Here is a 19,582-nt window from a genome sequence, read left to right as displayed (position 1 = left end):
GGAGGTTACCAGATTTTCCCATTTTTGTCATTTGACATAAATTTACCTGAAGCCGACTAAAAAGGCCTTTATAGCTAATGAAAGAACGACCATCACCCCAAATACTGGGGATGATGGTCATTTTTTTATGCGTATCTTTTAGGATGTTCAGAAAAACTACAGTTCTTCAGTGGCCTCGCAGTTGAGCATTTCTTTTTTATTAATCATTTTAACGCCAGAACCTGTTCACATAGGAATTTCCTCGCGAATATACCTAATACGAGGTGAGCCAATTGATTACCGTAAGTCTTTGTATGATTGTTAAAAACGAAGAGGATAGCATCGAGAGATGCCTAAATTCCGTTTGTGATATTGTAGATGAAATTATTATTGTAGATACCGGATCTAACGATCAAACGAAAGCCATTGTGCGAAAATACACGGAACGAATATACGATTTTGTTTGGGTTGATGATTTTGCAGCTGCCCGTAATTATGCATTTAATCAAGCGAGTATGCAATATATTTTTTGGTTAGATGCGGATGACATTCTGATGGAAAAAGATCGCATTATGTTTGCTGCTCTAAAGGAGACACTTGCACCAAGTATTGATTCAGTTACGATGAATTATCATCTAGCATTCGATGAATTTGGTGAATTGACCACCAGCTTAAGACGTAATCGATTAGTAAAAAGAAGCAATCATTTCCAATGGATTGGTGCTGTACATGAGTATCTGGAAGTGTGGGGGGTCATTATAAATAGCGATATAGCCGTTACGCACAGTAGCCTTCATCATGATAACGATAGAAATCTCCGCATATATGAAAATCGTTTAAGCCATGGTGAACAATTTTCACCAAGGGATTTGTATTACTTTGCAAATGAACTTTTAGATCATCGGAGATTCGAAGAGGCGATTAGCTATTATGAAAAGTTTTTAGCCACCGGAAAGGGCTGGGTAGAAGACAATATCTCAGCTTGTGGGAAACTTGCGGATGCCTTCCATAAACTCGGAGATCACCAGAACGAGTTTCACTCTTCTTTAAGATCGTTTCAATTTGGGCCCCCACGTGCTGAGTTTTGTTGTCGAATAGGGTACCACTTTTTGGACCGAAATGACATACAATCATCCATCTTCTGGTACACACTAGCAACCCAATTGGAACTTTCTAATGAAACCTGGGGAGTGGTAAACCCAGTATACTCCACATGGCTACCCCACTTACAGTTATGTGTGTGTTACGACAGAATTGGCAAATACGAGTTAGCATATCAGCAGAATGAAGCTGCGCGTCGTTACCGGCCAAATGATAAGCGTATTATCCAAAACAAGTCATACTTAGAGTCCAAATTAGGTCGAGAATCCAGTGGCAAAGGGGAGACAGGGCGTGTTTAAGAAAATGAAACGAGTGCTCATCGGAAGTCCTGTCCATCAAAAGCCAAATATACTATCCGAATTTTTAACCTCTCTGATTCGGTTAAAACATCGAGATGTGGAATTAGGTTTCTTCTTCATTGATGATAACGTAGATGGTCTCGCTAGTGAGATGCTGCAGCGGTTTTCGTGTGCGAATAAAAAAGTGACGATCTACCGTTCAAACCAGCGAGACAACTACGAGCAAAATGAAACTACACATCATTGGAACGAAAAGCTGATATGGAAGGTTGCAGAATTTAAAAACCGGATCATTCAACATGCAATTAATGAGGAATACGATTATTTATTTTTGATTGATTCTGATTTACTTCTTCATATAGATACGTTGGAATGTCTCATCCAAACTGAAAAGGATATCGTTTCGGAAATCTTTTGGACATCGTGGCAGCCGGATTCTAAGCTCCAACCTCAAGTATGGTTACGTGACGAGTATACACTGTGGGAACAACAGCGTGGTGAGGTATTGAGCGAGGCGGAAATCGTGATTAGATCCGATCGATTTATTTCACAACTGAAGGTACCTGGTGTTTATGAGGTAGGTGGTTTAGGGGCTTGTACGCTTATTAGTCGCCGTGCACTTCTGTCAGGTGTGAATTTTAAACCGATTAACAATGTTTCCTTCTGGGGGGAGGACCGTCATTTCTGCATTCGAGCCGCTGCGCTGGGCTTTTCTTTATATGTGGACACACATTACCCTGCTTACCATATTTATCGAGAAAGTGATTTAGACGGTGTAGAGCACTTCTTCCAAGAATCTGGGGGGAGTCTCAAAATGCGAAACAAATTAACCCTTTCCATGGTGGTCAAAAACGAAAGCAATAGATTTTTAAAAGAAGTGCTTCAGGAGCACCGGCAATATATAGATGCAGCTGTCATCATCGATGATGGAAGTACCGATGATACGGTCAGTGTTTGCCTCGAAACTTTGAAAGGTATCCCTGTTCGATTGGTAAGGAATGAACATTCAAAGTTTCACAATGAAATCAATTTACGGAAGCAGCAGTGGCTAGAAACTCTAGCAACTGAACCGGATTGGATATTAAATCTGGATGCTGATGAAATGTTTGAGCATCGGTTTGCTACAGAAATACATCATCTTATACAGCAGCAGGATGCTGATGTATTTTGTTTCAGGCTTTATGACTTCTGGGATGAAATCCATTATAGAGAAGACGTTATGTGGCAATCACATTTCGCCTATCGCCCATTTTTATTGCGTTACCGTAAAGACTTCGATTATAAATGGAAAGAAACCCCACTGCATTGTGGGAGGTTCCCGGAAAACGTTTTCGAACTTCCCCACAGATTGTCGGAGCTTCGAGTTAAACATTTAGGATGGTCTAAATTTAAGTACCGATTGGCGAAATATCAGAGATATGTGCAGCTCGACCCTGAAGGGACATATGGCTCTAGGGAACAATATGAATCCATTTTGGATGTGAATCCAAATTTGGTTGCTTGGGTCGAAAGAGAAAAGAAGCGGAATCTGGATATCATTCATACATTACCTTTATGGATTCGAGGTGAATCTATAAATGATGACTTAACTATGGCTTTAGCTTGTTTAGAAAGTCTTCGCGGTTCAAAGAATCAACTTGTCGTCATTTATAACCAAGGTTGTATGAAAAATAGCGAGTGGAAAGCCATTTTATCATCATTAGATATTCCGGCTGTTATTCTTGGTGAAGGTGAGAATATAGGTATTGCCCATGCAAGGCAAATTTGTTTCGAGTACATTTGGAAACATTACCCGAATGTTGATTATTTGTCTGAAATCCATGTGGATATGGTCTTTCCTAAAAATTGGTTCATGCCGCTACTTGATTATTTGGATCATTCCGACGAGCCTATGATTTCACCGGGAATTGTGACGAAAGTTGGGGATATGCAGCCAATTGGAGGGCATATAGAAGTTCCTGCACATTTATCGGATTTGTGTTTATTATTGGAGGGGTTGGCTCGAGATGAAATTTATGAAGGGTTTGTTCATCCAGTTATTCATAAAGTGAAGGTATTACATGAGGTTGGGGGATACGATATCAAGTTTTTAAAAGGCAAACAGGGCTACGAGGATGATAGCTTGCTCTTAAGTTATCATTATTATATGGGAACCCGGATGAACTGGAAACCCAAATGCAATCTTCAATCGTGGGTTTATCATGCCACAATGGCTCAACGGATGTCATTAGCTGATAAACATTTGGATTTCTCTTTGAATGAAGAGGGGTTATTTAATCAATATGGGGCTTACGGAATTAAGAAATTAGCGAAGCTTCACTGCATTCAAGAGTCTATCGAAATTCCCTTAATGAAAAGAGCGGATGAAAACATGTCGGATATACAACAAAAAGAGGTGTGGGACCAACTGTGGTCAGGAAATGTTTCGTATGAGTGGGACTCTTTGAGTCAAATCATTTTTGAAGCCATTGTTGAGCGCGTTGAAGGAGGAGTAAAAGGTAAAAGCTTTATCGAGACCGGCTCGGGTACAGGGAAAATTTCTTTGCGTTTTGCAAAAGAAGGCGCTGATGTGACGCTAGTGGATTATTCAGAGAAGGCTCTAAACAATAGCCGCGAAGCATTTCGAAACATAGATGCAACGGGAAGTTTTGTGCAATCCGATGTCCGTAACATGGATGTTTCTGATGGGGATTTTGATATCACCTGGAATGCAGGGGTGTTGGAGCACTTTCCTTTTAATGAGAAAGTGAAAATTTTGAAGGAGATGGCTAGAGTTACGAAACCAGGAGGGATTGTTCTGGTATTTGTTCCTAATGCTAAATGCTTGCCTTACCGTGTGGGTAAAGCTTTCTCTGAAAGTAACGGCACTTGGATGTATGGCGCCGAAGAGCCTGTAATGACCTTAAAAAAAGAATTTGATGAAAGCGGAATTACCTTATTGGAAGAGACGGATATTGGGTTTATGAATAGTTTGGATTTTCTTGATTTTATTCCGGATGCACAGCCTATGAAAAAATGGATTGGGGACTGGTTTGAGGGACTATCAGTTAAGGAGAAGAGTTTGTTTCCTGGTTACTTACTCCTTAGCGTAGGAAGAGTAGATGAGTAAAAACGGGAATAGAGCTATAGTAAAATGGAAGGAGCCTAAACATTTTATTCGCAATTACTATGGTAATATACATGTATTTCTTTTCAGATTGAGAAATTAGTCTATTCCAGTCGACGTTTATCCTCATACTTTGTTTGTATGGAGGTGAGCGGAGATTGACTGTATTTTGTTTAGAAAAAAAAAAGAAATCGAGAAAAGAACGAAAAAAACCGAAAACAAGATTACTTAAACGTTCGCAATTCAAACATAAGAAAAAAAAGAAACCTGGCAAAAGAATATTGATGGAGTATCATAAGCAGAAAAAAAAGAAAAAAACAAGAGTTGAAGTACAATTTAAGTTCAAAAGGGAACGAAAAAAGAAGGTCAGGAATTTAATCTTAATAAGAGGTCCAAGGGGTATACGAGGGCCATGTGGTCTTAAAGGGGCTGCGGGTGAAAAAGGGCCGAAGGGAGCAACGGGGGCAACCGGCCCAACTGGAGCAACGGGGGAAACAGGAGAAGCGGGTGCAACCGGAGCGACTGGAGCAACGGGGGAAACAGGAGAAGCGGGTGCAACCGGAGCGACTGGAGCAACGGGGGAAACAGGAGAAGCGGGTGCAACCGGAGCGACTGGTGCAACAGGTGCGACTGGAGCAAGAGGAGCAAGAGGAACTACAGGTGTAACAGGGGCAACTGGGGTAACGGGTGCAACCGGAGCAACAGGAGCAGTGGGTGCGACTGGAGCAAGAGGAGCAAGAGGAACTACAGGTGTAACAGGGGCAACTGGGGAAACGGGTGCAGCTGGAGCAACGGGGGTAAACGGAGCAACCGGAGCAACGGGTGCAACAGGTGCAACAGGTGCAACAGGTGCGACTGGAGCAAGAGGAGCAAGAGGAGCAAGAGGAACTACAGGTGTAGCAGGGGCAACTGGGGTAACGGGTGCAGCTGGAGTAACGGGTGCAACCGGAGCAACCGGAGCAGCGGGTGAAACTGGAGCAACCGGAGCAACGGGGGCAGATGGGGCAGCCGGAGTAACTGGAGTAACGGGGGTAACCGGAGCAACTGGCGCGACAGGTGCAGTTGGAGCAACCGGAGCAACCGGAGTAACTGGGGCAACTGGGGCAACCGGAGTAACAGGAGCAACGGGTGCAACCGGAGCAACTGGGGCAACGGGGGTAACGGGAGCAACCGGAGAAGCGGGTGCAACCGGAGAAACGGGCGCAACCGGGGCAACGGGTGTAACCGGGGCAACGGGTGTAACCGGAGCAACCGGAGCAACCGGGTCAACTGGTGCAACCGGAGCAACGGGTGCAGCAGGAGCAACAGGAGCAACAGGAGCAACCGGAGTAACTGGGGCAACAGGAGTAACAGGAGCAACGGGTGCAACAGGAGCAACGGGTGAAACGGGAGCAACAGGGGTAACAGGAGCGACTGGAGCAACCGGGGCAACTGGGGTAACGGGTGCAGCTGGAGCAACCGGAGCAACAGGGGCAACCGGAGTAACTGGGGCAACCGGAGCAACTGGTGAAACGGGAGCAACAGGGGTAACAGGAGCGACTGGAGCAACAGGAGCAACCGGAGTAACTGGGGCAACAGGAGTAACGGGAGCAACCGGGGTAACCGGAGCAACTGGCGCGACAGGTGCAGTTGGAGCAACCGGAGCAACAGGGGCAACCGGAGTAACTGGGGCAACCGGAGTAACTGGAGCAACGGGTGCAACAGGAGCAACGGGTGCAACAGGGGCAACGGGTGTAACCGGAGCAACCGGAGCAACGGGGGTAACTGGAGCAACCGGAGCAACGGGGGTAACGGGTGCAACCGGAGCAACGGGAGCAGCGGGGGTAACGGGTGCAACCGGAGCAACTGGTGAAACGGGAGCAACAGGGGTAACTGGTGCAACGGGAGCAACCGGGGCAACTGGGGTAACGGGTGCAGCTGGAGTAACGGGTGCAACCGGAGCAACCGGAGCAACGGGGGTAACGGGTGCAACCGGAGCAACTGGTGAAACGGGAGCAACAGGGGGAACTGGTGCAACGGGAGCAACGGGAGCAACGGGAGCATCGGGGGTAACGGGTGCAACCGGAGCAACCGGGGCAACTGGTGAAACGGGAGCAACAGGGGTAACAGGAGCGACTGGAGCAACCGGGGCAACTGGGGTAACGGGTGCAGCTGGAGTAACGGGTGCAACCGGAGCAACCGGAGCAACGGGGGTAACGGGGGTAACGGGTGCAACCGGAGCAACCGGAGCAACGGGTGCAGCTGGAGTAACGGGTGCAACCGGAGCAACCGGAGCAACGGGGGTAACGGGGGTAACGGGGGTAACGGGGGTAACGGGTGCAACCGGAGCAACCGGAGCAACGGGTGCAACAGGAGCAACTGGGGCAACCGGAGCAACCGGGTCAACCGGAGCAACCGGAGCAACGGGTGCAGCAGGAGTAACCGGGGCAACGGGAGCAACAGGAGCAACAGGAGCAACCGGAGCAACTGGTGAAACGGGAGCAACGGGGGTAACGGGAGCAACCGGAGAAGCGGGTGCAACCGGAGAAACGGGCGCAACCGGGGCAACGGGTGTAACCGGAGCAACCGGAGCAACGGGGGTAACGGGGGTAACGGGGGTAACGGGTGCAACCGGAGCAACGGGAGCAGCGGGGGTAACGGGTGCAACCGGAGCAACTGGTGAAACGGGAGCAACAGGGGTAACTGGTGCAACGGGAGCAACGGGTGCAGCTGGAGTAACGGGTGCAACCGGAGCAACCGGAGCAACGGGTGCAACAGGAGCAACCGGGGCAACGGGTGTAACCGGAGCAACCGGGGCAACTGGGGTAACGGGTGCAGCTGGAGTAACGGGTGCAACCGGAGCAACCGGAGCAACGGGGGTAACGGGTGCAACCGGAGCAACCGGAGCAACCGGAGCAACGGGGGCAACAGGAGCAACTGGGGCAACCGGAGTAACTGGAGCAACCGGGTCAACCGGAGCAACCGGAGCAACGGGTGCAACAGGAGCAACCGGAGCAACGGGGGTAACGGGAGCAACCGGAGAAGCGGGTGCAACCGGAGAAACGGGCGCAACCGGGGCAACGGGTGTAACCGGAGCAACCGGAGCAACGGGGGTAACTGGAGCAACGGGGGTAACGGGAGCAACCGGAGAAGCGGGTGCAACCGGAGCAACTGGAGTAACTGGAGCAACCGGAGCAACCGGAGCAACGGGTGCAACAGGAGCAACCGGAGCAACGGGTGCAACAGGAGCAACCGGAGCAACGGGTGCAACAGGAGCAACTGGTGCAACCGGAGTACCTGGAGCAACCGGGTCAACCGGTGCAACCGGAGCAACGGGTGCAGCAGGAGCAACCGGGGCAACGGGAGCAACAGGAGCAACCGGAGCAACGGGTGCAACCGGAGCAACCGGAGCAACGGGGGTAACGGGAGCAACCGGAGAAGCGGGTGCAACCGGAGCAACTGGAGTACCTGGAGCAACCGGGTCAACCGGTGCAACCGGAGCAACGGGTGCAGCAGGAGCAACCGGGGCAACGGGAGCAACAGGAGCAACCGGAGAAGCGGGTGCAACCGGAGCAACTGGGGCAACCGGGGCAACAGGAGCAACCGGAGAAGCGGGTGCAACCGGAGCAACTGGGGCAACCGGGGCAACGGGAGCAACAGGAGCAACAGGAGCAACCGGAGCAACGGGTGCAACAGGAGCAACCGGAGCAACGGGGGTAACGGGAGCAACCGGAGAAGCGGGTGCAACCGGAGCAACTGGGGCAACCGGAGTAACGGGTGCAACCGGAGCAACCGGAGTAACTGGAGTAACGGGTACAACAGGAGCAACTGGTGAAACGGGTGCAACAGGAGCAACAGGAGCAACGGGTGAAACGGGAGCAACAGGGGTAACTGGGGTAACAGGAGCAACAGGAGTAACTGGAGCAACGGGTGCAACCGGAGCAACGGGTGAAACGGGTGCAACAGGAGCAACCGGAGCAACTGGGGCAACTGGGGCAACAGGAGTAACTGGAGCAACCGGAGTAACTGGGGCAACTGGGGCAACTGGAGTAACTGGAGCAACGGGTGCAACAGGAGCAACAGGAGCAACTGGTGAAACGGGTGCAACCGGAGTAACGGGTGCAACCGGTGTAACAGGAGCAACAGGGGTAACTGGGGTAACCGGAGCGACTGGAGCAACCGGAGCGACTGGAGCAACCGGAGCAATGGGTGCAACCGGAGCAACGGGTGTAACCGGAGCAATAGGGGTAACTGGGGTAACTGGTGTAACAGGAGCGACTGGAGCTACCGGAGCAACGGGTGTAACCGGAGCAACGGGTGTAACCGGTCCAACCGGAGCAACTGGAGTAACTGGAGCAACAGGAGCAACAGGAGCAACCGGAGCAACGGGGGTAACCGGAGCAACGGGTGAAACGGGAGCAACAGGGGTAACAGGGGTAACAGGAGCGACTGGAGCAACTGGAGTAACTGGAGCAACGGGTGCAACCGGAGCAACAGGGGTAACGGGGGTAACCGGAGCAACAGGGGTAACAGGGGTAACAGGAGCAACGGGTGCAACTGGAGCAACTGGAGCAACTGGAGTAACTGGAGTAACTGGAGCAACGGGTGCAACAGGAGCAACTGGTGAAACGGGTGCAACCGGAGCAACGGGTGTAACAGGAGCAACAGGGGTAACAGGAGCGAATGGAGCTACCGGAGCAACGGGTGCAACCGGAGTAACGGGTGTAACAGGAGCAACAGGGGTAACAGGGGTAACAGGAGCGACTGGAGCAACCGGAGCAACGGGTGAAACAGGAGCAACAGGAGCAACAGGAGCAACTGGGGCAACTGGAGTAACTGGAGCAACTGGAGCAACCGGAGCAACGGGTACAACAGGAGTAACTGGAGCAACGGGTGCAACAGGAGTAACCGGAGCAACAGGGGTAACAGGGGTAACAGGGGTAACAGGAGCGACTGGAGCAACGGGTGCAACCGGAGCAACAGGTGCAACCGGAGCAACGGGTGCAACCGGAGCAACAGGGGTAACAGGGGTAACAGGAGCGACTGGAGCAACGGGTGCAACCGGAGCAACCGGAGCAACCGGAGTAACTGGAGCAACCGGAGCAACGGGTGCAACCGGAGCAACTGGAGTAACTGGAGCAACCGGAGCAACGGGTGCAACCGGAGCAACAGGGGTAACAGGGGTAACAGGAGCGACTGGAGCAACTGGAGTAACTGGAGCAACGGGTGCAACCGGAGCAACGGGTGCAATAGGAACAACCGGAGCAACCGGAGCAACTGGAGCAACCGGAGCAACAGGAGCAACCGGAGCAACTGGTGTAACAGGGGTAACAGGAGCGACTGGAGCTACCGGAGCAACAGGAGCAACCGGAGCAACAGGAGCAACCGGAGCAACTGGTGTAACAGGGGTAACAGGAGCGACTGGAGCTACCGGAGCAACAGGAGCGACTGGAGTAACTGGAGCAACGGGTGCAACCGGAGCAACGGGTGCAATAGGAACAACCGGAGCAACCGGAGCAACAGGAGTAACAGGAGCAACAGGAGCAACAGGGGTAACTGGGGTAACAGGAGCGACTGGAGCTACCGGAGCAACGGGGGTAACAGGAGCAACAGGCCCAACGGGAGCAACAGGAGCCACTGGTGCAACCGGTCCAACTGGTATTTCACCAACTTTAGCTTTTGCTGAAAACGCAGGATCAATAAATGTTTTTCCACCATTAAACACAGAAGTAACAGTTGTAAGTGTTACTCAAGGTGTTGTGGTTAACCAGCTGTTAAAAATTGATTATTCTTTATCTATTGAAATAATTACTACTGCGAACTGGTCAGTGCGTTTTGAACTGCGATTATATCGAGATGCAACATTAATTGATACAAGGATTTTTAATGCAAATCAACCAAGTGCAGGGACTCATAGATACCCATTAGCAAGTACCCAGGTAGATGTTGCACCAGCTACTACTACCTCGACGTACTCCGTTAGAGTCATTTTTACGATAGCTACCAACCTTACTTCAAGTACAGCCAATAATCGTGATTTAAACATTATAACATTTACCCCATAACATGCCTGCTTATGGTAATGTGGATTTTAAATACTTGTTTTCTGGCCCGATAAAAGCTGGAGATGACAACAAATGCTTACCTTGCAACTGTTAGCTCAATAAAAGCAGCGGCGGCAAATTTCCTCAAGTCATAGTCCGCCGCTGTTTCTTTTCAATTAAATTTAGCGATCTACTCAAGCTGCGAATCTCGGATGTGCTGGATGAGAAAAGGATGATTCGGGACCCATATCGTTCCACTGCGAGAAGAAAAACTAACAAGACCCTTAATCCCAATTGGCGATGTTTCGGCTAAAGCAATCCGGGAACATCTGGCCGAGTGCGGCGAATATCTCTCCAATGATCCGTTATTCGTTTCTCGAAAAAAGAAAGATGGTGAACCAGCGCCGCTGCATGTTCTTGTCAAACGACAGGTGCAACAACAATTACGCAGTTCGCTACTCAAATGATAATTTTTCAACTAACAGGGAACTTTAGTTCAAAAGTAAGGGAGTAGATTGCCACGGCCGGCAGCTGCTCCCTGTTTTATTGAAGTAACGGGCAGGATAACGCGGCTAAATGTTGAATTTCCTGGAAGGAGTAAATAACCAGAGGTGAGGTATGATAGCAGGAAAAACTATATACGACTCATTGGCGAATATTGAATGGCATGAACAAAACCCAATTTTAAACAATCTGGTTATTTCAGGAGCTGAACTGACGTTTGTCCCGCTTTCACCGGGGTTTGAGGCAGATGTGGTTAAGATCACAAAAGGGGAAGAGCATTTTGTACTGAAGGTGTGGAACAAACACTCGAAACCCGACGTCCTACGTCAATATTGCCTTTTGAAAGCTCTTCGTCGTCAAGGAATCAGTGTATCCGAGCCGATCGGCTATGGGCGGACCAAAACTGGGGACAGTGTGCTGCTGACCCTCTATCATGGTACTGCTGTGACGAAGGTGAACCCGAGCATTTTTAAGAAAATTGCTGCTGCCTTTGCCGACATTCACCGGCTATCTCCGGAAGGATTGGAGGGTAGGGCGCTAGCTAGGTATGATTTTGTTGAGTATTTCTTCCAGGGGATCGAGGCGTTTCCGGCGATGAAAGAGGAACTGATCCGGCTCGTCGCTTCCGCGGATATGAAAATGGACAGGTTGATTCACGGCGATTTCAATTTAGGGAATATTCTAGAAGAGAATGGACAATACACAGTGATCGACTGGACGAACGGGCAATTAGGGGATCCTAGATACGATCTGTCATGGGCTTGTCTGCTTCTGCGTATCTATTTGAGCGAGAGCAAAAGCCTTACGTTTTTATACAAATATCAAGAGGAAATGCCCCTGGCGACGGCGGAGTTGGGGATCTTTGAAGCGCTTGCCTGCCTGAGGTGGCTGTTGCTTGACCGAATTGCTGGAGTGCCCAAACACGCGGATACGATGAAGAAGGTAAGAAAAATCGTCAGGGATAATCGATTTTTAAATGAGCGTTTGCTTGTGTAAGGGCAGTTCCCTCTCGATTGAAGTTGATGTTGCATTGATTTAAATCATTCCGCTAACTATGAACGATAGTGCATAAACAAGGGATAGATCGCCTCGCCAGGTAGCTGTCCCTTGTTTCATTGAAGTAACGGGCAGATTAACGCAACTACCAAGTAATGGAATCGTATAGAGTTTTAACGAAGAGGAAGTGAGGGGGAATTTAGTGGGAAAACCTAAATTACTTACATCTATAATGGTGGGACTCTTTTTCTCTGTTTTATGGTTAATGCTTGGAATTCCAATGTACATTAATTCATTAGCAGCACATTTTGGAATGAAATACTTGATTTGTTTTGTTTGGGCAATACCTCTTCTTTCAGTTGTTTTTGTTGCAATTTTTAAAAAGAACTTTGGGTATATGGCTTCGACAATTTACTTTTTTATTGGAACAATATTTCTTTCTTTAATAGCCCCAGGTTATTTTTGAATAAAGCAATTGCTTTAAGCTAAAGGGCAAGATAATCTACGACATCAACAGCAAGAATGAATTTAGTATAACTCTCAGAATAAGGGAGAATAAACATTGACTAATAAAAGCTCCCATAATTGCAATCTAAATATTTGGTATTATCTACCCGACGAAATATGGAATAAAATTTCTAATTTATATGAAAGTATGCCAGGATGGATAGGGTATAAAAATGGAGTTCCTTATTGGTTTGGACAAGAAGATAATGACATATTTATTTATGCTTCAGTCGAACCAAGTGGATTATCATTCTTTGCACAGCTGAATGATAGCGACTGGAATTCTTGGATTGAAAGTTTTAAATCGGAAGCAACAAAAGTATTAGGTTTTAATGTTGGTGAACCCGAGGATGGATTTTTGTAAAATGAGATTCAGTGGCATCCGACAGAGTTCATTACGCTATCGGGAGACGATAGTGCAAAAACAAGGGACAGATCGCCGCGATTGTAAATCGATTAATATAATTCCGAAAAGAGTGGTAAGCATGAAGACATATATCAATTGGAGATATACGATCATCATCTTCAAAAATGTGATGAAAGGAGCGTGATAAATTAATAAGAAAAAGGAGCAGAACGAAATGATACAAAACAGAAAAGCAACCGATAATGACTATGATATTATTATAAATCTTTGGGAAAGATCGGTAATGGCCACTCATCATTTTTTGAATTTTAAGGATAAAGAGGAAATCAAAAAAGAATTACCCATGTATTTTCCTCATCTTGATGTACGTCTCTGGTATATCGAAGACTCTATCATTGGATTTACCGCCATCAATGAAAATCACTTGGAAGCACTATTTCTCGATCCCGATAAAATTGGCAAAGGGTATGGGAAACAAATTATGCAAATATGCATCAATGGTTTTGGGATCACGTCCGTTGATGTGAATAAACAAAATGAGAATGCGACAAGGTTTTACTTAAAAAGCGGCTTCGGAATAATCGGTGAAGATTTGACGGATGGAGCAGGCCGCCCTTACCCCATTTTACATTTGAAATACAATGAACAGCAGAAGTAATTCTTCTGTCCAGGCTGTCGAGAAATCGACAGCCTTTTAAATAACTATTGAATATCTTTTTTGACAGCACACAGAAGTTTAATGATTTATCCATTCCATATCAAGCGATTGGCATGTAGATAAAGAGGCGAAAGAAAGACTTTACAGGCATATCAAATATGCCAAAAAAGCATTGCCTAAAATAATTACATTTCTGAGTTCATCGATCCGAATGACCACCCGGAGCGGTGATTGCCGTGCCATCAATCAATCCGGGCAGTAATGTTGCATCCAGATCTGTACCATTCGCTACGGAGATAGCTGCAATAAGTCAGAAGGGGTTGGGAATCGGCGCAAAGTGGCGGTATGCGTTAGGTATTCAACGTAGGAAAGAGTCATAAACTGATTGTCACCGTTGCGAGGACTCAAATGTTGCTTTGTGGATAAAATTCGTGGAATAACTACAACTGTATTTGGGCTTGTCGAATCGATCATGCAGTCTTGGCATCTTCTTGTCAGCGGATAGGCTGGGAAGGAAATTGCTTCTGTTAAAGTCTTATAGTGTGCAACAGGAGGTTAAGCTTAATAGATCCAATAGTTGAAGTATGCCCATTAGAGCATTTGATTAAGGGACTCAGTAAAACAAATCAGATTAAGATAGCCGTTGCATTGGACGTAGCCAAGAATGATTTGAAAAGAAGAGGTTCAGCTATCGGAGAACGATAGTTGAAAGAAGAGAGTAGATCGCCGCAAGCGGTGGCTAGTTCTTTTATCTTTAACGTCATTTTTAATAGACATTAAATGCTTTCCTCTCGGAGATCGATTTATTAATACTGAAACTGGGGTTGATAATGGTGAGCAAAAAAGGGCGTGTAATTTACATAACAATTTTAGGACTAGTTATACTATTTTGCTTTTTTCCTTCTCCTTCAGCAAATATTGAAGTAAGAAAACACATCTTACTTACTGGACATCCGTTACTTGCAGTTACAACCGAATTGGAAAATAAAGAAAAAAGGGGATCCGAAGGATACTTATTCTATGCTAGTGATCTAAGTTCGAGTTATATTTAAGTTAAACAAACAAGATTAGGCTGGATTGTCGATAAATCAGGGGTAGCTCCTTAACCTAACGGGCAGCATTCCTATTATGAGGAAATACGAGATTTGAGAAATAAAAAGACTCCTTGGTATGATGTTTAGGGATCCCTGATGCTGGCCAGCGTCGGATCCAAAAACAAAACCAAAGGAGACTACAACATGCATTCTACTCAAAATGAACGAATTAATCAAATCACTTTTTCTACCTTAATTATCGGAGTCGACATCGCAAAGTTTAGACATGTGGCGCGAGCTCAAGACTTCCGCGGGGTCGAGTTCGGGAAGCCACTCACGTTTGAAAATAATCGAGAAGGCTTTGAATTATTTGTGAGCTGGTTTAGGAAGATTGCGGCGGAGCAAGGGCTCAAGGACGTTATAGTTGGTATGGAACCAACGGGTCACTACTGGCTAAACCTAGCCCATTTTCTTGAAGAAGAGCAAGTAAAATACGGCGTAGTGAACCCACTATACGTAAAGAAAAGTAAAGAATTAGATGACAATTCCCCAACAAAGAATGACATTAAGGACGCAAAAGTTATCGCACAGTTGGTCAAAGACGGGAGATACGCTGTACCGAGCCTTCCTCAAGGTGTTTATGGCGAACTGAGGGAAGCCATGAAAATTCGCGAGCACCTGACAACTGACCTTTGTGTTGTACAATTACGTGTCCATAATTGGCTAGATCGGTATTTTCCAGAGTTTCTGACGGTATTTAAGGACTGGGAGTGCAAGTCTGCCATCCAGATGCTAAGCCTCAATCTACTGCCATATGAGCTTGTTTCTGTGCCAGACGAGACGTTGCTGCAGCATTTAAGGGAGGCTGCAAAGCGTGGGCTTGGTCTAGGTCGAATACAGAGTCTAAAGGCAGCAGCCGGCTGTTCTGTTGGTATCAAGCAAGGTTCTGAGCTGGCTAAAATGGAGCTAAAGTTGTTGCTAACACAGTACGAATGGCTTAAGAACAAGCTTGAGGAATTGGAAGTAAAGTTAGATGAACTGCTAGCGCAGATCCCTCATGTGAAGCAAATATTGGCCATAAAAGGAATTGGCCGGGATACGATCGCTGGCTTTTTAGCAGAGGTAGGAGACATTGACCAGTACCGTCATCCAAAACAGATCACAAAGCTTGCTGGACTGAATTTGAAAACAAATTCATCCGGCACACATATAGGACAAACCAGGATCACAAAGAGAGGCAGGAAACGCCTTCGTGCTCTGCTCTTTAGAGTGATAATGCCGCTAGTCGCTAAAAATGCAGCCTTTCGAACCCTACACGAGTATTACACGAAACGGCCTGTGAATCCATTAAAGAAGATGCAGTCTCTCATCGCGTTATGTAACAAACTCATACGCATTCTTTTCGGTATCTTGCAGAAGTGCCATGAGTTTAGTGAAGAGAAGATGATTCAGGATATCCCTCGATTTACGGAGATACCACAAGCAGCTTAATGATCGCTTTTTATGTTGATGACCAAAGCACAGCAAGATAACAAGAAGCACGGATGAGTCGGAAAGGCACTAAACTTACGGACAAAGATCCTGTCGGGCAGCATATCTGACCTCCACCTCATGGACAGGTTGAATGAAGGAATGAGGGAGCGTAGACTCTGCGAGATGTGGGAGGGTTGACCACCATGAGTACATGTGGAGATCCAAAAGTGCAACCATACATTACCATACCATCCGTTTTTTACAACAGATGGTTTAGGCAGAGAGTCTTTTGCCCTTCAGCATATCCATAAATTTCTTCCTCTACAACTTCATACCATTGAATGTTGTCTGCTAAAAAGTATTTAAAGGTCAAAAGCTGAGAAAACGAGAGTATTTGAGAGCAAAGCGTTTCTCTATAGAGGGAGTTTAGTTCCAATATATGGTACAATAATTTTCAATCAACGAGCAACACGAATAGAAAGCTTTTGCAATCGTCCTATTCTTACTAATGTCTTGAATTTTGGAGGGAAAACTTGAAAAAAGAAAATATCTTATTGCCAATTTCAATTATTATTCTCGGAGGATGCTTAATTTTATCAGGTTGGGTAGTATCTAATGGATTGAAAAGCCAAGAACATTTAGAAAAACCACTAAAAACCACTACTCAAACAAAAGCACTAATGACTTCTGATGATGCAGCACAATACATGGGAATTTCTTTAGAAGATTTTGATTACCTTATTAAGAGTCAAACCGAGTTAAAATCAGGAATTAGCACTTACGACACATATAGGTTCATTCCTTTTATCGACATAGGTAATCAAAAATACTTTAATAAAGTCGAGATAGATAAATGGATTGAATACAATATGCTTAATAAATAAAGTCTTAAGAGACCTGCCAATAAAATAACCGCATTTTGGACAATGCGGTTATTTTATTGTCCAGAATCAACACTGTACTTTAAACATAGATAGTTTTGTAAAAAAGATATTTTTTAAAAGGGGCGTATCCATTGAATGAACAATTATACAAAAGTGTGATTGAGCTATCGGGAGACGATAGTGCAAATACAAGGGACAGATCGCCGCGACAGGCTTCTTGCGGCCTGATGCTTGGCGAGGCGTCAAGAGCCATGAGCTGATCCGACGAGCCCGGATAGGGTACTACGGGTCGATCACGTTTATCGACCACCAGCTTGGCCGGCTGTTCGGCACTTTGAAGAAGCAACGATTATTTGACTCCACGCTGTTCGTCTTTCTATCTGAGGTGATATGCTGGGAGATCATCACCTGTGGCGCAAAACCTATGCTTACGAAGGTTCGGCACGGATTCCGCTAATCATCAAGCCGCCTGCGCAGGACGGACGCCCTGTGAAGACCGTCTCGAGGGCAGTGGCCATCCAGGATATCATGCCGACGATCCTCGATATGCTGGGGCTGGCTATTCCCGCCACCGTAGACGGCATCAGTATGAAAGGTTTATTGCAAGGAAAGCCCGCGAACACGCGCGAATTCGTTCACGGTGAACATTCGACGTGTTACTCGGAGGAGCAGGAGATGCAGTACATTACGGACGGAAGGTTCAAATACATCTGGTTCCCGCTCCTCGGGACGGAACAGTTCTTTGATCTGCGCACCGATCTCAGCGAAAGCGCTGATCTGGCAGACCACCCTGAATGGCAGGAGGAAGTAGCTGTGTGGCGTCGACTTCTCGTCGAGGTGTTGGAGCAGCGAAATCTAGGGCTGACCGACGGCGGCAAGCTAGTGTCTCAGGCAGGCAAGCCATTCATCATTTCACCGCACTATCAGACGCGGCTGGAGTCATCCTCTTTTGACTGGCATCGTTGGGAAAGTCGATAGTTCTCTACAATTGCCGCAACGCTAAGGCATGATCGAACAACAGTCTATAAAACATATTAATCCCACTTGTATAATTGGTATAATTCATGTAAGATGTGAGAATACATGATGTCGGCCAATTGGATATCCAAAGGCTCCCAAACACAAGTTTACCGTACTCGTTTCGCGTGCGATATCTCTTGTTTCGGGAGCCTTTTCTAATTTCAACAAACGGGGAGGTATCGCTATGAGCAATGCACATCGTCAACTTCATTTAAATTTGTTCGTTTCCCCGATGGGGCACCACGAAGCAGCATGGAGACACCCGGAGACGAATCTAGATCAGTTGCTTGATTTCACTTTTTACCAACGCTTAGCTGCTAAAGCGGAGGCAGCAAAGCTTGATTCACTGTTCTTTGCGGATCGCGTAGCGACCAGTCCGAATGCCGTCCGATACGGGGCAATCGGCGGATACGAACCGCTGACGCTCCTCTCCGCACTTGCTGTGGTCACCAAGCGAATCGGTCTGATAGCGACTGTGTCCACGAGCTTCAATGAGCCGTTCAATCTGGCTCGAAGATTTGCTTCACTCGACCATCTCAGCCGTGGCCGCGCCGGATGGAACATCATTACGTCAGGAACAGATGCGGAAGCGCAAAATTTCAACTATGAGCAAATCCCGGAACACGCTGCGCGCTATGATCGGGCACGGGAGTTTCTGGACGTAGCAACCCTATTATGGGATAGTTGGGAAGACGATGCCCTTATCAGAGACAAGGAAACCGGTATATATGCGGATAGCTCCAAGGTTCATGAGCTTAATCATAAAGGCGAACATTTCTCCGTGAAGGGGCCGCTCAACATATCCCGTGGACCTCAGGGGCGACCGCTGCTTGTTCAAGCTGGTTCTTCGCAGAATGGCAGACAGTTCGCTTCGGAATATGCGGAAGCGATATTCACGGCTCAGCAAACCTTCGAAGAAGCGGAGTCCTTCTATAGAGATATGAAACAACGGGCGGTTCAATTGAAGCGTTTACCGGAGCACATTGTCATCTTGCCGGGAATTTGCCCAATTATCGGACGCACGGAAGATGAAGCCAGAGAGAAGGAAGCGAAGCTCGTGGAGCTTTCCAATCCTGCCTACAGCTTAATGATGCTATCCAATCGGGTCGGCTTTGATCTGACCGGTTATCCACTAGACTGCCCGGTGCCGCAATTGCCGGTTCAAGAAGTGAGAGGCCATCAGAGTCGCGCGAATTTGATTGTCGAGATGGCACATCGTGAGAATCTGACACTTCGTCAGTTACTGCAGCGTCTGGCCGGAGGTCGCGGTCACCAGACGATAGCCGGTACACCACAGCAAATTGCCGATATCATAGAGCATTGGTTTCAGAACGGGGCTGCTGACGGCTTCAATATTATGCCGCAGCTGATGGCCGGAGGACTAGAGGAATTCCTGGATCTAGTTGTTCCTGAACTCCAGCGCAGAGGACTGTTCCGAACGGAGTACAGGGGAACCACCCTTCGCGATCACTACGAGCTTCCTTATCCTAATAATCGGTTTGCCAAGGGACCGCATTCAACGATAGAAACGGAATGGTATAGCGCATGAACGAAAGCACCCTAGTTGGGTGCTTTTTGATTTATACCCACATGGATTGGATAAGTTTTGACGATGGCAGCTGTTATCTTTG

At 47.3% G+C, this 19,582-nt stretch carries 11 protein-coding genes; all 11 read left to right on the top strand.

What is annotated here, in order from left to right; all coding sequences use genetic code 11:
• Positions 1-272: 272 nt before the first annotated feature.
• The 11 genes from PUT07_RS21395 to PUT07_RS21340 all read left to right on the top strand — a co-directional run bounded on the left by PUT07_RS21395 (position 273) and on the right by PUT07_RS21340 (position 19,500).
• Positions 273-1,379 (top strand): glycosyltransferase, encoded by a 1,107-nt coding sequence (locus tag PUT07_RS21395; protein ID WP_274470467.1) that lies wholly within the window; start codon positions 273-275, stop codon positions 1,377-1,379.
• Entirely contained in the window at positions 1,372-4,488 is a 3,117-nt protein-coding gene (locus tag PUT07_RS35465) for a methyltransferase domain-containing protein (protein WP_338000765.1), read from the top strand. Before PUT07_RS21395 ends, PUT07_RS35465 begins: the two co-directional genes overlap by 8 nt.
• 281 nt (positions 4,489-4,769) lie before the next feature.
• Positions 4,770-10,529 carry a hypothetical protein gene (locus PUT07_RS21380; protein WP_274470466.1) on the top strand — a complete coding sequence of 1,920 codons (5,760 nt, stop codon included), beginning with the start codon at positions 4,770-4,772 and terminating at the stop codon, positions 10,527-10,529.
• Positions 10,530-11,126: 597 nt separating this feature from the next.
• Positions 11,127-12,008 carry a phosphotransferase family protein gene (locus tag PUT07_RS21375; protein ID WP_274470465.1) on the top strand — a complete coding sequence of 294 codons (882 nt, stop codon included), beginning with the start codon at positions 11,127-11,129 and terminating at the stop codon, positions 12,006-12,008.
• Between the two features lie 202 nt (positions 12,009-12,210).
• Positions 12,211-12,474 (top strand): hypothetical protein, encoded by a 264-nt coding sequence (locus PUT07_RS21370; protein WP_274470464.1) that lies wholly within the window; start codon positions 12,211-12,213, stop codon positions 12,472-12,474.
• 96 nt (positions 12,475-12,570) lie between these two features.
• Positions 12,571-12,879: a hypothetical protein gene (locus PUT07_RS21365; protein ID WP_274470463.1), complete on the top strand. Its 309-nt coding sequence runs from the start codon at positions 12,571-12,573 to the stop codon at positions 12,877-12,879.
• Between the two features lie 217 nt (positions 12,880-13,096).
• Entirely contained in the window at positions 13,097-13,540 is a 444-nt protein-coding gene (locus PUT07_RS21360) for a GNAT family N-acetyltransferase (RefSeq protein ID WP_274470462.1), read from the top strand.
• A 1,238-nt stretch (positions 13,541-14,778) separates the two neighbouring features.
• Positions 14,779-16,065: an IS110 family transposase gene (locus PUT07_RS21355; RefSeq protein WP_274470460.1), complete on the top strand. Its 1,287-nt coding sequence runs from the start codon at positions 14,779-14,781 to the stop codon at positions 16,063-16,065.
• A 515-nt stretch (positions 16,066-16,580) separates the two neighbouring features.
• The gene (locus tag PUT07_RS21350; RefSeq protein ID WP_274470458.1) at positions 16,581-16,931 is read left to right on the top strand and encodes a helix-turn-helix domain-containing protein; all 351 of its coding nucleotides are present in this window, start codon (positions 16,581-16,583) and stop codon (positions 16,929-16,931) included.
• Between the two features lie 390 nt (positions 16,932-17,321).
• Positions 17,322-17,909, top strand: a complete 588-nt coding sequence (locus PUT07_RS21345) for a sulfatase/phosphatase domain-containing protein (protein WP_274470457.1) — start codon at positions 17,322-17,324, stop codon at positions 17,907-17,909.
• Positions 17,910-18,135: 226 nt separating this feature from the next.
• A complete protein-coding gene (locus PUT07_RS21340; protein ID WP_274470456.1) occupies positions 18,136-19,500 on the top strand; it encodes an LLM class flavin-dependent oxidoreductase in 1,365 nt (454 codons plus the stop codon).
• Positions 19,501-19,582: the final 82 nt, after the last annotated feature.

The sequence above is a fragment of the Paenibacillus sp. MAHUQ-63 genome (assembly GCF_028765165.1).
Taxonomy (GTDB): Bacteria; Bacillota; Bacilli; order Paenibacillales; family NBRC-103111; genus Paenibacillus_E.
This window is presented reverse-complemented; position numbering and strand designations above follow the sequence as displayed.